Raw genomic sequence first — 14,905 nt, 5'->3', positions numbered from 1 at the left:
TGGACGAGGGGCGGGGGCTTGACAGATATGTTTCAATGGATGGTTGTGCGCCCGGCTCGCCGGGTGCGACGCACATCCCGGCTTTGACCCCGATTCACGAACCACAGGCGACCGACATGGCCACTCCCGTCACCATCCTCACCGGCTTCCTCGGCAGCGGCAAGACGACGCTGCTCAAGCGCATCCTGAACGAACAGCACGGCATGAAGATCGCCGTGATCGAGAACGAATTCGGCGAGGAGAACATCGACAACGAGATCCTCGTGCAGGATACGAACGAGCAGATCATCCAGATGAGCAACGGCTGCATCTGCTGCACGATCCGCGGCGACCTGGCCCGCGCGCTCGGCGACCTGGCCGCGAAAAAGCGCGAAGGCAAGCTCGACTTCGACCGCATCGTGATCGAGACGACCGGCCTCGCGAACCCGGGCCCGGTCGCGCAGACCTTCTTCATCGACAGCGAGATCGCCGACGACTTCCTGCTCGACGCGGTCATCACGCTCGTCGACGCGAAGCACGCCGACGCGCAGCTCGACGAGCACGAGGTCGTGCAGCGCCAGGTCGGCTTCGCCGACCGCCTGTTCGTCACGAAGTCGGACCTCGTCGACGACCAGACGGTTGCCGACCTCAAGCACCGCCTGATGCACATGAACCCGAGGGCGGCGATCAAGCTCGTCAACTTCGGCGACGCGGACATCAAGGAAATCTTCGACCTGCGCGGCTTCAACCTGAATGCGAAGCTCGAGATCGATCCGGACTTCCTCGCCGAGGACGACCACGCGCATCACGCCCATGACCATGACCACGATCACGACCACGCGCACTGCGATCACGATCACGGCCATTGCGACCACGATCACGCGCACGGTCATCACCATCACGCGCACCACGACGACAAGATCAAGTCGTTCGTGTACCGCAACGACCGCCCGTTCGATCCGAACAAGCTCGAGGACTTCCTCGGCGGGATCCTGCAGATCTACGGCGAGCGGATGCTGCGCTACAAGGGCGTGCTGTACATGAAGGGCGTCGACCGCAAGGTCGTGTTCCAGGGCGTGCACCAGATGATGGGCAGCGATCTCGCCGCGAAGTGGCTGCCGGTCGAGAAGAAGACCAACAAGATGGTGTTCATCGGCGTCGATCTGCCGCAGGACCTGATCACCGACGGCCTCGACGCCTGCCTCGCCTGACAGCGCGGCGCGACGCGATTCGCCGCCGGTTCCCCCCGGGTGCCGGCGGCCGTGTCGGGCCGTAAACGGCGAGGGTTTTGGCGTCATCGCTTTTTCGCGGTTTGCGCGTTATATTTTCTAGATATTGGCGCAGCCGACGGGGATCGACCCGATACGGCGCAGGCTTGCGATTCAGTTACAATACGTGCCCGCTGGAATACGGCCACAAAACGTCCGGACAACAGGCCCGGACGACAGGCCCGGTTCTTGCGGAACGACCATCAGGGAATCGCAAACGTGCCGGATCGCGTGTTCGCCACCCGGCCGCGACCGATACGATCTGCCGCGCAGTACACCGGTTCGCCGCGCGCACATCGACGCCAGGCCTATCCTGGTATTTGAGAACCGGTTTTCCAGAGGCTTTCGGCCCCGCAGCGGCAAAACGCAAATGATTGCAAGCGCGGTTGCGGGTAATCCCAAAGTGCAGGCAATATCTCGTGATTTGCCGCACATTGAAGAAGCAAGCAGATGACGAAGAAACTCTTGACCGAAGCCGAAATCCTGAAGATGAGCGACAAGGATTACATGAATGAGGATCAGCTCGCCTTCTTCAAAGCTCGGCTCGAACAATTGCAGGCGGAAATTCTCCACAACGCCGGCCAGACGACCGAGAACCTCCGCGAGACGGTGATCGTGCCCGATCCCGCCGACCGCGCGACGATCGAAGAAGAGCACGCGCTCGAACTGCGCACGCGCGACCGCGAACGCAAGCTCCTCAAGAAAGTCCAGCAGTCGCTCGCCCGCATCGATTCCGGCGACTACGGCTGGTGCGAGGAAACCGGCGAGCCGATCGGCATTCCGCGCCTGCTCGCGCGTCCGACCGCCACGCTGTCGCTCGAGGCGCAGGAGCGCCGCGAGCTGCGCCAGAAGCTGTTCGGCGACTGAGCAGCCGGCGTTCCGCCCAGACACGCTGCTTCCCGAAAGCGCGCGGCCTTCCGCGCGCTTTTTGTTTTTCCCGGCCCGGTTTCCGGGTTTTTCCGGCCGGCTTCCCGGCCCCCTCTTGATATCCCGGCGCGCGCCCTAAAATGAATCCAATGCGCGCCGGGCCGCTCCCCGGCACACCGCGATTCACGCGGCGGCGCAGCGCGCCGCCGCCTCTTCCCCGTTTTTCTCAAGGAACGCAGATGGAGCAATTTCACGGCACGACCATCGTTTCGGTCCGGCGCGGCGACAAGGTCGCGCTCGGCGGCGACGGCCAGGTGACGCTCGGCAACATCGTCATGAAGGGTGGCGCGCGGAAAGTGCGGCGGATCTACAACAACCAGGTGCTGGTCGGCTTCGCGGGCGGCACCGCCGACGCGTTCTCGCTGCTCGACCGCTTCGAAGCGAAGCTCGAGAAGCACCAGGGCAACCTGACCCGCGCGGCCGTCGAGCTCGCGAAGGACTGGCGCACCGACCGGATGCTGCGCCGCCTCGAGGCGATGCTGATCGCTGCCGACGCGACGACCACGCTCGTCATCACCGGCAACGGCGACGTGCTCGATCCGGAAGAAGGCATCTGCGCGATCGGCTCGGGCGGCGCATACGCGCAGGCCGCGGCCCGCGCGCTCGCCGAGAACACGGAGCTGTCGCCGCGCGAAATCGTCGAGAAATCGCTCGAGATCGCCGGCGACATGTGCATCTACACGAACCACAACCGCGTCATCGAAACGATCGAGTAAGGACCGAAACATGAGCACCATGACCCCTGCCGAGATCGTCTCGGAACTCGACAAGCACATCATCGGCCAGGACAAGGCGAAGAAGGCGGTCGCCGTCGCGCTGCGCAACCGCTGGCGCCGCCAGCAGGTCGCCGACCCGCTGCGCACGGAAATCACGCCGAAGAACATCCTGATGATCGGGCCGACGGGCGTCGGCAAGACCGAAATCGCGCGCCGCCTCGCGAAGCTCGCCGACGCGCCGTTCATCAAGATCGAAGCGACCAAGTTCACCGAAGTCGGCTACGTCGGTCGCGACGTCGACAGCATCGTGCGCGACCTGATCGATATCTCGGTCAAGCAGACGCGCGAAGCCGAGATGCGCAAGGTACGGAGCAAGGCGACCGACCAGGCCGAGGACCGCATCCTCGACATCCTGCTGCCGCAGCCGCGCGCGGTGGGCTTCGGCGCGAACGCCGACCACGCGAACGACGACAACAACGCGACGCGCCAGACGTTCCGCAAGCGCCTGCGCGAAGGCCAGCTCGACGACAAGGAAATCGAGCTCGACCTCGAGCAGCCGACAGTCGGCATGGACATCATGGCGCCGCCCGGGATGGAAGAGATGACCGAGCAGATCCGCTCGATGTTCTCGAACCTCGGCGGCGGCAAGAAGCAGCGCCGCAAGGTGAAGATCAAGGAAGCGCTGAAGCTGCTGACCGACGAGGAAGCGGCGAAGATGCTGAACGAAGAGGAAGTGAAGACGAAGGCCGTGCAGAACGTCGAGCAGAACGGCATCGTGTTCCTCGACGAGATCGACAAGATCACGTCGCGCAACAACGAAGGCAGCGGCGGCGAAGTGTCGCGCCAGGGCGTGCAGCGCGACCTGCTGCCGCTCGTCGAAGGCACGACGATCAACACGAAGTACGGGATGGTGAAGACCGATCACATCCTGTTCATCGCGAGCGGCGCGTTCCACCTCGCGAAGCCGAGCGACCTGATTCCCGAGCTGCAGGGGCGCTTCCCGATCCGCGTCGAGCTCGATTCGCTGTCGGTGAAGGATTTCGAGGCGATCCTCGTCGCGACCGACGCGAGCCTCGTCAAGCAGTACCAGGCGCTCCTCGCGACCGAGGACGTGCAGCTCGAGTTCGCAGACGACGGCATTCGCCGCCTCGCGGAGATCGCATATGCGGTCAACGAGAAGACCGAGAACATCGGTGCGCGGCGTCTCTATACGGTGATCGAGAAGCTGCTCGAGGAAGTGTCGTTCGCGGCCGGCAACCACGCCGGCGAGCGCGTGTCGATCGACGCGAAGTACGTCGACCGTGCGCTCGGCGAGGTGGCGCAGGACGAGGACCTGTCGCGCTACGTGCTGTAACGCGCACGCAGTCCGCAGCAAGAACGGGCGGCGCCTTCGGGCCCGCCCGTTTTTTTATGCGCGGGCGGCCGGCGCGGGCAGCCGGCCCGAGCTTACTGGCGCACCGGCTTCTTCGCGAGCTTGCGCTGCAGCGTGCGGCGATGCATGTTCAGCGCGCGCGCGGTTGCCGAGATGTTGTTGTTGTTTTCCGCGAGCACGCGCTGGATGTGCTCCCATTCGAGCCGGTCGACCGACAGCACGACCGGATTCTCGAGCGCCTCGTCCGCCTGCACCTCGCTCGCATTGGTCTGCAGCGCGGCCAGGATCGATTCGATGTTCGCGGGCTTCGCGAGATAGTTGTCGGCCCCCTCCTTCACCGCCTGCACGGCGGTCGCGATGCTCGCATAGCCCGTCAGCACGAGGATCCGCGCGTCCGGCTGCAGGTCGCAGAGCGGCGCGATCAGGCTCAGGCCCGAATCCTCGCCGAGATGCAGGTCGACGGTGATGAACTGGAACTTGGCGCCGGCGGCGAGCTTGAGCGCCGTCTCCTTGTCATGCGCCTGCTGGACCGCATAGCCGCGGCGTTCGAGGCCGCGTGCGAGCGTGCCCGCAAACACCTCGTTATCGTCGATCACCAGGAAATTGTTGTCGCTCATGTGGTTTCTCCGTCTACGTGTTGGGGGTGGCGGCGGGCGACGCCGCATGGCGCGCGACCGGCAGGCGCAGCACGGCCCGCGTGCCGCGACCGACGGAAGCGCCGGCGGGGCGGCCGGCCGCCGTCCCGTTCGCGCCGTTCGGACGCCCGGCCGCATGGCCCGCGGGACGCGGCGTCACGTCGGACAGCTCGATCACGCCGCCGAGCCGCGCCGCCGCGCTGAACGCCAGGTACAGGCCGACCCCGTGCCCGCCCTGCGTGCTGTCGACCGGCATCGCGCCGAGCGACTCACGCAACGCGGCCGGAATGCCCGGGCCATCGTCGCATACTTCGAATTCGATTTCGTCCGCCGTGCCGCCATGCGCGACCTTCGCGGCGAGCGTCACGCGCTGCGGGCTCGCGCGCGCGGCGTTGTCGAGCAGGATCGTCAGGATCTGGCCCGCCGCGACGGTATCGTCGAGCGCGACGCCCGCGGGCCGTGCGCCGAGCAGCTCGAACTGCACGTGCGGATGCCGCAGGCGCCAGTGCTCGACAAACGTGTCGAGCCAGTCGTCGACCGGCTGGCGGTTCGCCGGCGCGCTCGCGCGGCTGCGCAGTCGCGCGAGCGCCGACGTGCACAGCATCATCTGTTCGTCCAGCACCTTCAGGTCGGCCTCGTAGCGGGCGAGCCCCGCGTCGGCGCGCGCGGCGTCGCGCAACTCCTCGGTCAGCATCGCGATCGTCGACAGCGGCGTGCCCATCTCGTGCGCGACGGTCGCCGCCTGCACGCCGAGCGCCACCGCACGCTCGTCGCGCAGCAGGCGCTGCTGCGCTTCGCCGAGCGCCGCGTCGCGCTGGCGCAGCGCATTCGACATGCGCGCGACGAACCACGCGATCAGGCCGACGCTCACCATGAAGTTCGCCCACATCCCGGTGCGGTAGTAGTCGAACAGGTTCGCCGGGTTGTCCAGGTTGAGCGGCACCGAATCGAAGCCGAGCAACGCATAGCACGCGACCGCGAACGCCGCGAGCCAGATCATCAGGTGCCACGGCAGCACGGCCGCCGCGATCGCGAGCGATGGCAGGTACAGCGACACGAACGGGTTGGTCGTGCCGCCCGACAGGAACAGCAGCGCCGACAGCGCGCCCAGATCCACCCACAGCTGGCCGAGCAGCTCGAAATTGGTCTCGGGCCGCGCGCGCAGCACGCGCACCCAGGTCAGCGCGTTGAAGACGATCTCGAGCGCGATCACCATCAGCATCGCCGGCAACGGCAGATGCACGCCGAAATAGGTCTGGACGACGCCGATCGTCACGAGCTGGCCGATGATCGCAAGGTTGCGCAGCCAGAACAGGTGGCTCAGGTTGACGCGGCCGGTGGTAGTGATTCGTTGCATCCGCGCAGTTTACCCGTTTAGCCGACGGTGCCTCCAGCAGAGGGCCAGACCATGGACGCGCCGGGCTTCATCCCGGCCGGTCCGCGCTAACCCGACGCCCCGGCGACGCGCCGCGCGGTCTCGTCGGCCAGGCATTCCGGGCACAGGCAGCGCGCGCCGAGCGCCGGCTGCGCGCCGTCGGGCAGTCCGGGCATCGACGCGCACCAGCATTCGAACGGCTGCGTGCGCGCGCCGCAATCGAAGTTGCGTCCGCAACGCGGACAGCGCGCGCGTCGCGGCTCGGAACGGCGGTCGGTGGCGGAGTCGGTCATCGGGCGGCGATAAAGGGTGGCGATCGAGAACGACGATCAACGGCGGGCGCGGCAGCGCCCAACGCGACAAGCATAGCGCGGCGGCCGGATTTTGCACGTCGGCCGACCGGCCGATGTCGCCGGCCGCCGCGTACGGGTACGCTTGCCGCAACCGTGTCGCCGCAGCCCCCGAGCCTGTTGCCGGACCTGCGCCGCCGGGCCAAAATCCCGATGCTGCGCTGCGCCACTCCTGTACAATTCGCCGTGTTTCAACCGTTCCCAGCCAGAGCCGCCGCCATGTCCGAGCCCATCGACCTCTCGCAGATCGCCCCCACGCTGAAAGCCGAAATCCTCGCGGAGGCGCTGCCGTACATCCGCCGCTACCACGGCAAGACCGTGGTCATCAAATACGGCGGCAACGCGATGACGGAAGAGCGGCTCAAGCAAGGCTTCGCACGCGACGTGATCCTGCTGAAGCTGGTCGGCATCAACCCGGTGATCGTCCACGGCGGCGGCCCGCAGATCGACCAGGCGTTGAAGAAGATCGGCAAGCAGGGCACCTTCATCCAGGGCATGCGCGTCACCGACGAAGAGACGATGGAAGTCGTCGAATGGGTGCTGGGCGGCGAAGTGCAGCAGGACATCGTGATGCTGATCAACCACTTCGGCGGCCACGCGGTCGGCCTGACGGGCAAGGACGGCGGCCTGATCCACGCGCGCAAGCTGCTGATGCCGGATCGCGACAATCCGGGCCAGTACATCGACATCGGCCAGGTCGGCGAGGTCGAGGCGATCAACCCGGCGGTCGTGAAGGCGCTGCAGGACGACGCGTTCATCCCGGTGATCTCGCCGATCGGCTTCGGCGAAGACGGCCTGTCGTACAACATCAACGCCGACCTGGTCGCCGGCAAGCTCGCGACGGTGCTGAACGCCGAGAAGCTGCTGATGATGACCAACATCCCGGGCGTGATGGACAAGGACGGCAACCTGCTGACCGACCTGTCGGCGCGCGAGATCGACGCGCTGTTCGAGGACGGCACGATCTCGGGCGGCATGCTGCCGAAGATCGCGTCGGCGCTCGACGCCGCGAAGAGCGGCGTGAAGTCGGTGCACATCGTCGACGGCCGGATCGAGCACTCGGTGCTGCTCGAGATCCTGACCGAGCAGCCGTTCGGCACGATGATCCGCTCGCATTGAGCGCCCGTCGCAAGACCGCCGCACCCGACCTGCCGGCCGCAGCCCTGCGCCGGCGCGTATCGCGCAGCCGGCCCCGCGCCGGCGCCCCGGTGTGGCTGTTCGACCTCGACAATACCCTTCACCACGCATCGCACGCGATCTTCCCGGAGATCAACCGTGCGATGACGCAATACATCATCGACGCGCTCCAGGTCGAGCGCGCGGAAGCCGATCGGCTGCGCACCGGCTACACGCAGCGCTACGGCGCGGCGCTGCTCGGCCTCACGCGGCATCATCCGATCGATCCGCACGACTTCCTGCGCGTCGTCCACACGTTCCCGGACCTGCCCGCGATGCTGCGCGCCGAGCGCGGCCTCGCACGGATCGTCGCCTCGCTGCCGGGCCGCAAGTTCGTGCTGACCAACGCGCCGGAAAACTACGCGCGCGCGGTGCTGCACGAGCTGCGCATCGAGCGGCTGTTCGAACGCGTGATCGCGATCGAGCACATGCGCGACCGCCGCACGTGGCGCGCGAAGCCCGACCACACGATGCTGCGCCGGACGCTGCGCGCCGCCAACGCGCGGCTGGCCGACGCAATCCTCGTCGAGGATACGCGCGGCCACCTGAAGCGCTACAAGCGGCTCGGCATCGGCACCGTGTGGATCACCGGCCATCTGCCGGGCCACCTGCCGAGCACCGGCCGTCCGCATTATGTCGATCAGCGCATTCGTTCGCTAAAATCGCTGCGACTGGGCACTCGATCGGGGCGACAGAAATGCAGCCGACTCACCCGCAGGACCAAGCGGTAACGGACGACCAGGCCACACCCACCCGCACCCGCGCGCGTCCGAAGCCCGGCGAGCGCCGCGTGCTGATCCTGCAGACGCTCGCGGCGATGCTCGAGGCGCCGAAGCGCGAGAAGATCACGACGGCCGCGCTCGCGGCCCGGCTCGACGTGTCGGAAGCCGCGCTGTACCGCCATTTCGCGAGCAAGGCCCAGATGTTCGACGGCCTGATCGAGTTCATCGAAACCACGTTCTTCGGCCTCATCAACCAGATCGCCGCGAAGGAGCCCGACGGCGTGCTGCAGGCGCGCGCGATCGCGCTGATGCTGCTCAATTTCGCGGCGAAGAATCCCGGCATGACGCGCGTGCTGACGGGCGAGGCGCTCGTCGGCGAGCACGAGCGGCTCGTCGAGCGCGTCGACCGGATGATCGAGCGTGTCGAGGCGACCGTCAGGCAGAGCCTGCGCGTCGCGGTGATGGAAGCGAACGCGCGCCGCGACGGCAACGCGCACGCGGACGCGGCGGGCGCGGTCCCGCTCCCCGCCGACTACGATCCTGCCGTGCGCGCGAACCTGCTCGTCAGCTACGTGATCGGCTGCTGGCATCGCTTCGAACGCAGCGGGTTCGCGAAAGCGCCCGGCGAGCAGGCCGACGCGAAGATCCGGCTGATCCTGCAGTGACGGTGCCCGGGCAGGCGCTGCTGAGCGGCGACGAGCCCTACCAACGGTCGAACGCCGCGGCCTGACCGAGTCGCGCAACTCTTTATGCAGAGTGGTACCCACCCTGGTTTTGCGAAGCTTCTCGAAGCGATGACGAAATAGGTTGAACCAGCACCCCGAAGCCTGTCTTTCGTGCCGGCTGCCGCTCGCGGCGAGCCGTGATTTTGCTAAGGACCGGGTGCGCGGATCTCATCGAGGCTGCGGGCGTGCTTCGGCGATCGCCCATCGGGCAAGCCGGATACATGCATGCAGACCGTTTCGACATCACAAAAAAGAAGCTTGCAAAAGGCGTTGGGTCCATACACGCACGAAAGTTCGTACACGTCCAATTTCAATTATCTCGTCTCTTCATTATTTTCGCCTATTCAAGCGAAATTCAGAAGGGGCAGCAATGCGATACAGGCTACAACGCGCCGGCGGGCTGCCCGCGTCCGGCGACATCGCGCCGCCGCGTCCGGCCGCCACATCGTCGCATGGCCGGCGCGGTCCGCGGCGGCTCGTGCATTCCGCGCTGATCGCCGGCGCCGCGCTGCCGCTCGCGCCGCTCGCCGAGGCCACGGCCGGTGGCGCGCAATACGCGAACGGGATCGCGCTCGAGGTCGCGCCGGGCGACTATGCAACGACGATCTCCGGCCAGCATGTGCTCTACGCGACCAACGGCGGCGTACTGACCACGGCCGGCAAGGTACGGCTGGCGTCGGCGGGTTTCGCCGCAGCAGGCGCCTATGCGGACGGCGTCGGCTCGCACATCGAGCTCGACGGCGCGGAAATTCGTACGATGAACATGCTCGGCATCGGCCTTCAGGCCCAGTATGGCGGCACGGTATCGGCGCGCGACGTCACGATCGACACCGAAGACGTCAGCGGACACGGTCTCTATATCAACGGTGGCCGCAACGACGGCAGTACCCCAAACCGGATCGACGTCTCCGGCGGCGCGATCCGCACGAGCGGCCGCGACGCGGCCGGCATCATGATCAACCATGCGCCAGGCTCCTCGATCAACGTGACGGATGCGCAGGTCCGCACGACCGGCGCGACCGCGTACGGCGTGTTTCTCAGCTATGACGACATCGGTGCGACGCTCGAGCGCGTGGATCTCGGCACGACGGGCGACCTCGCGTCGGCCGTCTACATGCCTGGCCAGTCGACGGCGACGATACGGGACTCGCATCTTCGGACCGAAGGAGACATGTCGCTCGGCGTGGATAGCCGCGCGGGCCATGTCGAACTCGCGCGCACGCGCGTGCTGACGCAAGGCGCGAGCGCGCACGGGCTGTACGCGTCGATGGAGTACGCGGCGACGCCGACGGTGCAGGCGACGGACACCGACGTCGTGACGACCGGCAACCGCTCGATCGGCGCGCTTGCCCGGCGCGGCGGACAGGTCGCGCTGTCGGGCGGCAGCATCGAAACCTTCGGTGAGCGATCGTACGGGTTGTTTGCTTCTGGCGCGAATTCGCTCGCGTCGCTGAGCGACGGCACACTCACGACACATGGCGCCGGCGCCCCAGCCGTCTACGCGGGCTCCCTCGCGCGCGTCGAATTGCGCAACACGGACGCGCGCACCACAGGCGACGACGCATGGGGAGCCGTCGTCACCGGCGGTTCGCTCACCGTCGACGGCGGTTCGCTCGCGAGCGAGCGTCATGGCGCCATCGAGGCTGCCGACGCGACGATCGCGTTGAAGAACGGCGCACACGTGACGGGCGGCAACGGCATGCTGCTGGCGGTCAATGCTGCGGCCGGCGCGCCCGTCAGCCTGTCGCTCGACGGCAACGCGCGCGCCGTCGGCGATATCGCGAACCTGCCGGACGACGACGGCCACGTGCCGCCCGCGGTGACGAACGTCGTGCTGTCGAACGGCTCGACGTGGCGCGGCGCAAGCGACGCGGTGCACACGCTGTCGCTCGATGGCGGCAGCAACTGGCACGTGACGGGCGATTCGACGATCGGATCGCTGTCGCTGAACGACTCGGCCATCACGTTCGCGCCGCCGTCACCGGGCACATTCCGTTCGCTCGTCGTGGCAGGCGACTACGCGGCGCGTCACGGCCGCGTCGTCGTCAACACCGTGCTCGGCGACGACGCGTCGCCGTCCGACCGGCTCGTGATCGACGGTGGCCGCGCGTCCGGCGATACAGCCATCGTCGTGCGGCGCGCCGGTGGCGACGGCGCGCAGACGACGGTCGGCATCCCGCTGGTCGAGACCCGCAACGGCGGTACGACCGATGCGACCGCGTTCACGCTCGATGCCGGGTCGGACGGCTACCGGAAGGGCTTCGGCACGCTGTCCGCGGGCGGCTACGACTACATGCTTGCACGCGGCGGCAACGGCGGCCGTGCGGAAGACTGGTATCTGGTGTCCGCCGCGAAACCTGTCGAACCGCCCCCTGTCGACCCACCGCCCGTCGAACCGCCGCCCATCGAGCCGCCGCCCATCGAGCCGCCACCCATCGAGCCGCCACCCATCGAACCGCCGCCAGCGCCCGATCCAGGCGAAGACAACTCGGCCACCCATCCGGAAACCATCGATCCGCCCCACCCCGCCGCCGTCGCACCGGAGCCGGACGCCTATCTCGCGAATGCCGACGCAGCCGCGGCGATGGCGATCCACACACTGCGCCAGCGTGAGAGCCGCTCGCTACGCAGCGACGGCCCGCGCTCGGGCCCGCTCGACGGCGCAGTCTGGGTGCGTGCGGAAGGTGAACTCGCGTCGCATTCCGGCGGCGAGCGCAGCGTGCGCGGCAACGGCCGCCTCGTGCACGCGGGCGCCGACCTGCTGCGCTTCGACGACGGCCGCGGCGGCAGTTTCCGGCTCGGTGCGATGGGGATGTACGGCAGTTTCACGAGCTGGTCGACGCGCACGCTGTGGAACGCGGCCGAGCAGCGCGAAGCGCCGGCGACCGCGCGCGGCAGCGTCGACGGCTACAACGTCGGCCTGTACGGTACGTGGTACGGCAATCGGGACATCCTGTCGGGGCCGTACGTCGATACGTGGTGGATGTACGGTGCCTACCAGAACTCGATCGGCGGCAGCCTCGCCGGCGATTCGTACCGGTCGAGCACGGTGACGGGCTCGGTCGAGGCAGGCTATTCGCTGCCGTTCTACGAACAGGGCGAGTCGCGCTTCTTCGTCGAGCCGCAGGCGCAGGTCGTCTATTCGCACTACCACGCATCGGCGCACGACGCGCCGTCCGGGCGCATCGGCACGCAAAGCGCGAACGACGTGCTGGCGCGGCTCGGCGTGCGCGTGCACGGCGTGACCGCGATGCCTGCGGGACGCGAATTGCGGCAGTTCGTCGAAGCGAACTGGTGGCACGGCCCCGGCTCGCGCTCGCTGACGATCGACCGCAACACGTTCGACTACGGCGTGCCGCGCGATCGCGCCGCGCTCGCGGCCGGCGCGACCGGGCAACTCACGAAGCGCGTGAGCGTGTCGGCGAGCATCGGCGTCGATACGGACTTCGGCGACTACGCGACCGTGAAGGGGCAGCTCGCGGCGAAGTACCGGTGGTAAAGGCGCCCCGACACCACGACGGCGCGCACGGACGCAGCCCGGACGACCGCGCGCCGCCCGCTGCGCCCCGCCGGCCGAACTTCGGCTATACTCTGCCGACTGCCGCCACCTTGGCGGCAGGTCGGAAGCGCGCCGATTTGCTGACTCGATTGCGGGCGCGCGAACCGGCCGGGGCCTTGGTTTGTCTTGGTCCCGGCGGTTCACTACAAATGCGGCTAAAGAGGTCGTCAGCCGCGCATCTTCGACTCCGCGCATCGCCGACACCATTTAGCCGCCCAGTCATAAGGCGGAACGAATGGAATCGATCGGCATCGTCGCTCCACAGACCATGCATTTCGCCGAACCGCTGCGCTTGCAAAGCGGCAGCGTGATCGGCAACTATCAGCTCGTCGTCGAGACGTACGGCGAGCTCAACGCCGCACGTTCGAACGCGGTGCTCGTCTGCCACGCGCTCAACGCGTCGCATCACGTCGCCGGCGTCTACGCGGACGATCCGCGCAGCACCGGCTGGTGGGACAACATGGTCGGCCCGGGCAAGCCGCTCGACACCAACCGCTTCTTCGTGATCGGCGTGAACAACCTCGGCTCGTGCTTCGGCTCGACCGGCCCGATGAGCACCGATCCGTCCACCGGCAAGCCGTACGGCGCGCGCTTTCCGGTCGTCACCGTCGAGGACTGGGTGCATGCGCAGGCACGCGTCGCCGACGCGTTCGGCATCGAGCGTTTCGCCGCGGTGATGGGCGGCAGCCTCGGCGGGATGCAGGCGCTCGCGTGGAGCCTGATGTATCCGGAGCGCGTCGCGCACTGCATCGACATCGCGTCGACGCCGAAGCTGTCCGCGCAGAACATCGCGTTCAACGAAGTCGCGCGCTCGGCGATCCTGTCCGACCCCGACTTCCACGGCGGCGACTACTACGCGCACGGCGTGAAGCCGAAGCGGGGCTTGCGCGTCGCGCGGATGATCGGCCACATCACCTACCTGTCCGACGACGACATGGCCGAGAAATTCGGCCGCGCGCTGCGCCGCGCCGACGGTGCGCTCGATGCGTACAACTTCAGCTTCGACGTCGAGTTCGAGGTCGAGTCGTACCTGCGCTACCAAGGCGACAAGTTCGCCGACTACTTCGACGCGAACACCTATCTGCTGATCACGCGCGCGCTCGACTACTTCGACCCGGCGAAGGCGTTCGACGGCAACCTGACGGCCGCGCTCGCGCACACGCAGGCGAAATACCTGATCGCGAGCTTCTCGACCGACTGGCGCTTCGCGCCGGCGCGCTCGCGGGAAATCGTCAAGGCGCTGCTCGACAACAAGCGCACGGTCAGCTACGCGGAGATCGACGCGCCGCACGGCCACGACGCGTTCCTGCTCGACGACGCGCGCTATCACAACCTGATCCGCGCCTATTACGAACGAATCGCCAACGAGGTGGGCGCATGAACCAGCAAGCGCTGAAATCCCTGTCCTCACGCGCGGACTTCCGCGCGATCGCCCGCTGGGTCGAGCCGCGCTCGACCGTGCTCGATCTCGGCTGCGGCGACGGCTCGCTGCTGTCGCTGCTGATGGAGGAACTGGACGTCACCGGCTACGGGATCGAACTGAACGACGCGGGCGTGCTCGCGAGCGCGAAGAACGGCATCAACGTGATCCAGCAGAACCTCGAGGACGGCCTGCGCCTGTTCGAGGACCACAGCTTCGACTTCGCGATCCTGTCGCAGACGCTGCAGACGATCCACCAGACCGCCGCGATCCTGCGCGAGACGGCGCGGGTCGGGCGCGAATGCATCGTGTCGTTCCCGAACTTCGGCTACTGGGCGCACCGGCTGTCGGTGCTGCGCGGCCGGATGCCGGTGTCGAAATCGCTGCCGTACCAGTGGCACAACACGCCGAACGTCCGGGTGCTGACGATCAAGGATTTCGAGGCGCTCGCGCCCGAGGTCGGCGTCACGATCCTCGACCGCATCGTGCTGCACGAAGGGCAGCCGATTCGATGGGGCGAGAACTGGCGTGGTAGTCTTGCTGTCTATCGCGTCAAGCGCAGCTGAGCCGGGGGGCCGTTGACGAACGGTACGGCCGGTCAGGTACGGCCGGTCAGGTACGGCCGGTCACGACCGGCCCGCGCCGTACGGGCGGCCGACACGCTGCGCCGCCCCGGCCGCC

13 protein-coding genes are annotated in these 14,905 nt (G+C 67.5%); 10 read left to right on the top strand and 3 right to left on the bottom strand.

The annotated features are described in order from the left end of the window. The first annotated feature begins 35 nt into the window (after window positions 1–35). The 4 genes from ACV229_RS06155 (at window position 36) to hslU (ending at window position 4,244) form a co-directional block, all read left to right on the top strand. Window positions 36–1,190 (top strand): CobW family GTP-binding protein, encoded by a 1,155-nt coding sequence (locus ACV229_RS06155; protein ID WP_448082222.1) that lies wholly within the window; start codon window positions 36–38, stop codon window positions 1,188–1,190. Between the two features lie 507 nt (window positions 1,191–1,697). Then, on the top strand, window positions 1,698–2,114 hold the full coding sequence (gene dksA, locus ACV229_RS06150; RefSeq protein WP_059611863.1) for an RNA polymerase-binding protein DksA: 417 nt from the start codon (window positions 1,698–1,700) through the stop codon (window positions 2,112–2,114). 239 nt (window positions 2,115–2,353) lie between these two features. Then, a complete protein-coding gene (gene hslV / locus ACV229_RS06145; protein WP_448082221.1) occupies window positions 2,354–2,890 on the top strand; it encodes an ATP-dependent protease subunit HslV in 537 nt (178 codons plus the stop codon). Between the two features lie 10 nt (window positions 2,891–2,900). Continuing rightward, complete coding sequence (gene hslU / locus ACV229_RS06140; protein ID WP_448082220.1) at window positions 2,901–4,244, top strand: ATP-dependent protease ATPase subunit HslU; 1,344 nt, start codon at window positions 2,901–2,903, stop codon at window positions 4,242–4,244. Between the two features lie 92 nt (window positions 4,245–4,336). Here hslU and ACV229_RS06135 read toward each other — a convergent pair whose 3' ends face one another. From ACV229_RS06135 to ACV229_RS06125, 3 genes are all read right to left on the bottom strand, one after another. Further along, complete coding sequence (locus tag ACV229_RS06135; RefSeq protein ID WP_448082219.1) at window positions 4,337–4,879, bottom strand: response regulator transcription factor; 543 nt, start codon at window positions 4,877–4,879, stop codon at window positions 4,337–4,339. A gap of 13 nt (window positions 4,880–4,892) precedes the next feature. Further along, on the bottom strand, window positions 4,893–6,254 hold the full coding sequence (locus tag ACV229_RS06130; RefSeq protein WP_448082218.1) for an ATP-binding protein: 1,362 nt from the start codon (window positions 6,252–6,254) through the stop codon (window positions 4,893–4,895). Window positions 6,255–6,340: 86 nt separating this feature from the next. Beyond that, window positions 6,341–6,565, bottom strand: coding sequence for a cysteine-rich CWC family protein (locus ACV229_RS06125; protein ID WP_448082217.1), 225 nt, complete (start codon window positions 6,563–6,565; stop codon window positions 6,341–6,343). Window positions 6,566–6,841: 276 nt separating this feature from the next. On the opposite strand from ACV229_RS06125, the gene argB reads away from it, so the two are divergent. The 6 genes from argB (at window position 6,842) to metW (ending at window position 14,790) form a co-directional block, all read left to right on the top strand. Next, window positions 6,842–7,741, top strand: coding sequence for an acetylglutamate kinase (argB, locus tag ACV229_RS06120; protein ID WP_017334603.1), 900 nt, complete (start codon window positions 6,842–6,844; stop codon window positions 7,739–7,741). Beyond that, the gene (locus ACV229_RS06115) at window positions 7,738–8,529 is read left to right on the top strand and encodes a pyrimidine 5'-nucleotidase (protein ID WP_448082216.1); all 792 of its coding nucleotides are present in this window, start codon (window positions 7,738–7,740) and stop codon (window positions 8,527–8,529) included. Before argB ends, ACV229_RS06115 begins: the two co-directional genes overlap by 4 nt. Further along, window positions 8,496–9,185, top strand: coding sequence for a nucleoid occlusion factor SlmA (gene slmA / locus ACV229_RS06110; protein ID WP_448082215.1), 690 nt, complete (start codon window positions 8,496–8,498; stop codon window positions 9,183–9,185). The genes ACV229_RS06115 and slmA overlap by 34 nt, the downstream gene beginning before the upstream one ends. A gap of 430 nt (window positions 9,186–9,615) precedes the next feature. Beyond that, on the top strand, window positions 9,616–12,744 hold the full coding sequence (locus ACV229_RS06105; protein WP_448082214.1) for an autotransporter family protein: 3,129 nt from the start codon (window positions 9,616–9,618) through the stop codon (window positions 12,742–12,744). A gap of 295 nt (window positions 12,745–13,039) precedes the next feature. After that, window positions 13,040–14,185: a homoserine O-succinyltransferase MetX gene (gene metX, locus ACV229_RS06100; protein ID WP_448082213.1), complete on the top strand. Its 1,146-nt coding sequence runs from the start codon at window positions 13,040–13,042 to the stop codon at window positions 14,183–14,185. Beyond that, entirely contained in the window at window positions 14,182–14,790 is a 609-nt protein-coding gene (gene metW, locus ACV229_RS06095; RefSeq protein ID WP_448082212.1) for a methionine biosynthesis protein MetW, read from the top strand. Before metX ends, metW begins: the two co-directional genes overlap by 4 nt. Window positions 14,791–14,905 lie beyond the last annotated feature (115 nt).

It is taken from the genome of Burkholderia sp. MR1-5-21, assembly GCF_053427715.1.
The sequence above is the reverse complement of the archived record's forward strand: the minus strand, read 5'-3'. Positions and strand labels throughout refer to the sequence as shown.